Raw genomic sequence first — 6,445 nt, 5'->3', positions numbered from 1 at the left:
CACCAATGGAATATCATAATCAATATATAAAAGTAGCATAAAAATATCGCCAGCCGTAATTCGGCTGACGATACAAAAATTTATTATTTTTTATTGTCCTATTGACAGGTAGCACACCACTTATTGACCAATGGGGGATAAAAATAATTATAAATTTTCTAAAGTATTATTTTTTTATCTTTTATTAAGCTCTTTTCTTTCATATTTTTTATTCCATAATTCTAACAAACCTAAACATGTTCTTTCCTTCTGTATTCTACTCTACTTTAGAAAACATTACTTAATACACAATCCATCTTACTCTCCCTGTATTTTTTTGTTAGTAAGTATGTTTATATTTTAATAGTACCTATAAAAAATCTTTAACTTGAAATACCAATCTTTCTTCCTGTTTTATCAGTTTTTTAGCTATATCCTTTGTCTTTTCGTCTGCCGCCTTATACTCATTAAGATATTTATTGAGAGACTTCACTCCCATATTGCCACCGTCTGTCATAAGCCCCGCAATCGTTGAATCTGATTCGTTCATCATAAGTTTTGTATTTGTCTTTATCCATGACATACTTTTTGCAATAGAGTTTGGCTCTTTTCCATTATCATGAAATTCATCCAGCATTTCCTGTATTTGTGCCTGTAACCCTAAATGGTCATCTCTGCATTTTGTCAATACATCATGCAGCCTGCTGTCATCCACATATTTAAGCACCTCATTTATAGATTCTATTCCCATTTTTATACCTGCATCACATTCACGTAAAAGTTTTATTGTATCGGATTCTATCATTTCTCTGCCCTCACATTTATTATAATTATTTTTTTAATTATTCCCTGGTACAATAAATTTTATTCATAAACATTCAACATCACAATTTTACATGCTCAAATTTCTTCCATATATTGAATAAATAAAAAGAAAGACCGCTATATAAATTCTTACATAACGGCCTTTCTAACACTGTTCTTCTGTATTCAATTTTTTCTCCTTTTCGATAAATGATTGAATTCATTATGTTCCAACCTAATCGACTTTTGTTACTTAATGTAACTTTTTTGCTGTATATAACAGCTTAATTTTTTTATTCCCTGCCTCGTAATAAATACTTAGAAAGTTACTACTTTTTGTAAATGGTGATAATACTAAGTTTCAGTATGCTTGGATTCTTCACATTCCTTACATCTTCAAAAAGTATGATTACTATTTTCTCTCAATCTATGTATTATATGTGATTCATATTCCATATATACGTCTTGTATATCTCATGAAATATATCAGCTCAATATCATAAACTTTCAAGTTGTATTAATCATAGATTCTTTTCTTATATGTTTCTTTACACAAATAAGAAAACCTTATGTATTAACTGTGTGGTAAATGTTCAATATGAAATGCCAGCTCATGTAACCTTTAACTTGTTCATCATCTCTATCATTATGATGTTAATTATTCAATATGTTGTAAAGGTCTTTCTTGCGGGGAACTGCTATGCATTACCACTTTCATATTGAGGATTAGATTCTTTTGTTTCCAACGGAATCAACCTCCTTTTAACAACTGTGACACTTTGTATTGTGTTTTATGTTGTTTCCTTTTTGTAATTGTATAGTAACACCCATCTGTGTATTTGTCAACACTTTTTTGAAATATTTTTGATATTTTTTTATTTTTCATCTCGTTGCACACTTTTATTTTTTAATTGTGTTTAAATTGTATTATTTTCAGACTATTTTAAAATTGTAAAATTATGCTCATCACAACATAAATGCCCCTTTCCGTGCATTAAGTGATTTCGTTGCCTCACTTGCCTGCCCGAAAAGGAGCATATTGTTTTTATTCATCAGAGCTGATTACGCAAATAATTTTTTCGTATAATTATTGATTACTCTTCGTCTTTTCTGCGTTTTTTGCCTGTAAGTGCTAAGCCTGCACCAAGTGATGCTATAGCTGCACTTAATGCATACCATAATGAGAAGCCTCTTTCACCTGTTGCAACAGATTCTTCTGTCCTAGACTGTTCATTATCAGATTCATCATTATTATTATCTTCTGTTGTTCCCTGGCTGTTTCCGCCGTTTCCGTTTGAATCACCTGTTCCCGGTGTTGGAGTTGGCGTTGGGTCCGGTGTCGGCGTTGGGTCCGGTGTCGGTGTTGGATCCGGTGTCGGCGTTGGAGTTGGGTCCGGTGTCGGCGTTGGGTCCGGTGTCGGCGTTGGGCCTGGTGTTGGGTCTGGTGTTGCTGCCTCAAGATTTGCAATCGCTGTGGTGATATCTGCTGCAAGCTTATCTGCATCTGCCTGAGTTGCATTTTCTCTGTCAAGTGCTTTTGCTGCTAAAAGTGCAGCCTTAACCGCTCTGAAATCTTTATAATCAGCTTCCCTGAGTGCTTCCGCACGGCTTATAGCCGCATCAAGATCTTTGAAATCTACCTGTTCAACTACATTTTCAGCTATATAATTCTTAGACAAATCAGCATATGTTGCAAGTGCGTCCCATGCTGTGGCAAATGCCGCACCCTCGCCTGATTCTCTTGCAAATACTCCGTTTACCGTAAGAGCTTCACCCTGTGCTTTGCTCAACTGTCTTCTGTCTGTATTTACTGCAAATCCCGGACCATAAGACTGATATTCATAGAACTGTGCCGCTTTGTACGAATTTTCGCCCATGTCTGTATAACCTGCTGTTTTTATATGACTGTCCATAAAGCAGTTTACATATGTAACGCAGGCATTTGATCTCCATGGTCTTCCAAGTGTCACCTTATTGTCGGCAACAGACGAATTCTTTTTTAACAACCTTGAATTAATAAATACATATCCTGTTGAACGTGTACTTTCCGTACTTGCTGCAGTTACATGACCGTCTCCGTTTGCAACTATATCACAATCATCAAATACAGCCTGTGCACTTCCGAATATCCAGTCTACATTTCCTTCAATATAACAATTTCTGAAATACTGACGGTTGCCGCCATCTGCCTGCAATGTATCCTGCCATCCTGTAAGTCTTACATTGTTAAATATAAGCTTATCTGCTCTTGTAAGCATTGCAACAGCCATTTTTCCCTCGATTGTTTCATTCGGATAATCAAATGTATTGGCAACTGTTATATTTTCAAGACTTACATTATTTGCTGTTTTTTCAATAGTAAGAGAAGCACTTCCTGATGTTCCGTATGTCTTTCCTGTATCAGGATTTACCGTTCCTGCCGCAACATTATATTCAAGCACTGTCTTCTCGCTGTCTTCACCAATTATAGTAATATACGGAGTAGTAACAGTTATCTTTTCATGGTACTTTCCATTCTTTACAAAAATAACAACATTTTCTTTGTTATCCGCAGGTACTGACGCAACTGCTTCAGCTATTGTAGCATATACAGGTTTTGTCTGTCCGTCATCAGCCTGTGCAGATGCTTTTGCTGCTGCATTGGCATCAACAAGAATGTCATAATCAGTAAGTTTCACAAAATTAAAGTTCTTATATGTCTTAACGCCTGATTCGCTTGTAAATACAACCTTTACTTCATTTCTTCCGTCTGCAAGCGGAATTTCAGCTGATACGCTTTCGTTTGCAGCCGTTTTCTTTGATGTAAGTTCACTGCCGTTTACTGTAATGCTGACATTTCCTGCCTCATTATATGAGAACTTAATATTTGCGTTTCCTTCCGTAACAGTATCATTTGACTTTTCCGCAACCTTAATAGCTGCTGCCTTTGAGCCAAACATATACTCACCCGTATGGCCCTTTGTTGCCATAATAGAAACAGGTGATGATGGATTACTCTCATTATCTGCTCCAACAGCCGTAACTTTGTAGAAATAAGGTACTTCGTTTTCTGCCGTAGTATCCGTATATGAAAGACCTGTAGCTGTTCCAATCTGTGTATAGCCATCATTTCTGCTCTCTGAACGGTAAACCTTATAACTTACGGCTTCTGTAACTGCTTTCCACGTAATGGTGTTTGAAGCATCTCCCGATTTTGCTCCAATCGTAGGTGACTGCATAGGAAGAACATATTTAACACTTTGTGATTCTATTGAATTAGTAACAGCTTCTCCACAGACACCTGTAATTCTGAACTTATACGAACCTGATTTTGAAGGCTTATATGTGTATGTTGTATCTGCTGTTGTGTCAAGTTCTGTATATGCACCGTCGTTTTCTGAAACTTCAACACGGTATTTACCGTCAATCTGAGCACCCTCACCTGTCCATGATACACTTATAGATGAACGGTCATCTGATACAACAGGCGTTTCAACTCCCGTAACCGTAGGTGCTGTTCCTGCATCTTTATAGAAATCTTTCTGGTCATACAAAACCTTTCCGCTTGCGTCTTTTGCAACCCAGTTTGTAATTTCCACATCGGCACCGACTATCGCAAGTCCGTACTGGACGGCATCATCTGCAGTAAGAGTCATGTCAGCCCACTTAAATTCTTTTGAAGCCTTGTATGTTTCTTTTCCTGTTGCATCTATAAGAAGCGGTTTCTGAAGACTTTCAAATTCTGCCTTGTATCCTTTTGCTGTTCTTGTAAATGTCACATTATATTTATTATTAGTAATAACTTCATACTTAGGTGAACCGTTTCCGGCATTTCCAGTTGATTTCATCCAGTAACCTGAAAGTGCATCTGTTCCGACACTTGAATCATATCCCCTGAAACCGAGTGATGCAAACGCATAACTTCCGCTTGTCTTAAATGCTCCGACAAATACGCCTGCTGTCTTACCTGCCTCTCCTGTTATTGAATAATTTGTCACTTTCAAAGTCATAGACATTGATGTGAGCGAATCGTCCTGAGGTAAAACAAGATAACTTGTGTTAAGGCCCTCTGTATCCTTTGTTTTGGAAATATAACCCTCTTTTGCACTCTGATTTGCTTTCATAACAGAACCGACACCTGTAACTTTTAGCATATCAGAGCCGACAACAGTTGGTTTGAACGTATTAACATTGTTCTGGTCGTATAATGTATTGCCTTCACTGTCCGTAAGCATAATATCCGATACTGTAATATCAGCACTGTTAATCGCAATACCAAACTGTGCTGCCTTATCGGTTGTAAGATACGCCTCTGATGACTTAAATGTCTTTTCATATACCGTACTGCCGCCTTCTTCTTTATAAGAAGCATAGTATACGCCGCTTCGTTTTTCTATTGTAACTTCATATGTTGCATTTTCATTTAAAGTATTCTTAGGACCTCCGTTTCCGGCATTTCCATCCTTTGTGGAATCTGACGAATTTGCTTTAATCCAATACGGAGAAACCGCATTATTATCACCTGTTCCCCTGAATCCGATTGAATTATACAGATAATCTCCCTTTGTCTGGAATGCTCCGACATACGCACCTGAACTCTTACCATTTTTAAATGAGTTCACTTTCAATTTAAGTGTCATCTTAGATGCACCATCTGATGAAGGGAATAACAAATATGATACATTGCTTCCCTCATTGCCTTTCTTTGAAACCATACTGCTTGATTCCGCTGTCTGGCTTATTGTCATTGATGTGCCATCTTCCTTAACAGTAAGATTTGCTGTGTCACCATAAGTCTGTAATGTATACTCTATATTTTCCTTTTTATCTGCTACTGCATTAATTACAACAGTGCCTGATGCAGGTATTTTTTCGGCAGGTATTACAACATTTCCTGTTTCTTTGTCATATGTGTAATCTGACTGTGCAAGTTCTTTGCCTGCTGCCGTTATCTTAATGCTCTCAGGAAGATTATATCCGTCATCACTCACAAGTTTTGCAGTGAAATCCTGACCTGCTGCCGCATAACCTTCACCCTTTGTTGTAATATGTGTAAGCTCGTAATTTACATATGTAAATTCCTTATTTATCTGAATATTAGAAAACTTTGCCGTGCTGAGATTGTTTATTTTATTTGCTGCCTTATTTCCATCAACCGCAAATCCCACATAAATCTCATCTGCCATGTCAATAGTCTTTGAACCAACTGTTATCCATGTATTTCCGTCATCTGATGCATAACCTGTAAATGTATTTCCTATTCTTACAAGCTTAAACCATGTTCCGTTAAATGTTGCACCTGTTTTATAATGCAGGTCTCTTACAAGTGGAATTCCTGCTTTCTGTGCTGCTGCAGGTGTATCTATTGTCTCGGAAATCTTTGTAATCTTTCCGTTGGTCTTCTCACGGCTGGCAAGATATGTTGACCATGTTGTCTCATTGCTTATCTTAACCATAGACATACCGAGTGCGGCTGTCTTAGAGCCAGTGTCAAGAGTTTCCCTGAACATTACACCTGTAAATACATGATTGTCAACAAGTGTTGAAGAATCCATTTTGGCAACGATTTCGCAGTCTCCGTTTGTTTTAATATATGTATACTGGAAATCATCTGTTGCATCGTTCGCATATTTGCTTCCTGATACGCTTCCCTCACTTGAGCCTAGTTTTCCTGAACCTTTTA

General features: G+C 37.3%; 2 protein-coding genes. Both read right to left on the bottom strand.

The annotated features are described in order from the left end of the window. Positions 1-349: 349 nt before the first annotated feature. Entirely contained in the window at positions 350-784 is a 435-nt protein-coding gene (locus tag H8S01_RS13610) for a hypothetical protein (RefSeq protein ID WP_186837523.1), read from the bottom strand. A gap of 1,093 nt (positions 785-1,877) precedes the next feature. Next, a complete protein-coding gene (locus H8S01_RS13605; protein ID WP_186837522.1) occupies positions 1,878-6,317 on the bottom strand; it encodes a pectinesterase family protein in 4,440 nt (1,479 codons plus the stop codon). Positions 6,318-6,445: the final 128 nt, after the last annotated feature.

Source organism: Lachnospira hominis (ex Liu et al. 2021) (assembly GCF_014287955.1).
GTDB lineage: Bacteria > Bacillota > Clostridia > Lachnospirales > Lachnospiraceae > Lachnospira > Lachnospira hominis.
This window is presented reverse-complemented; position numbering and strand designations above follow the sequence as displayed.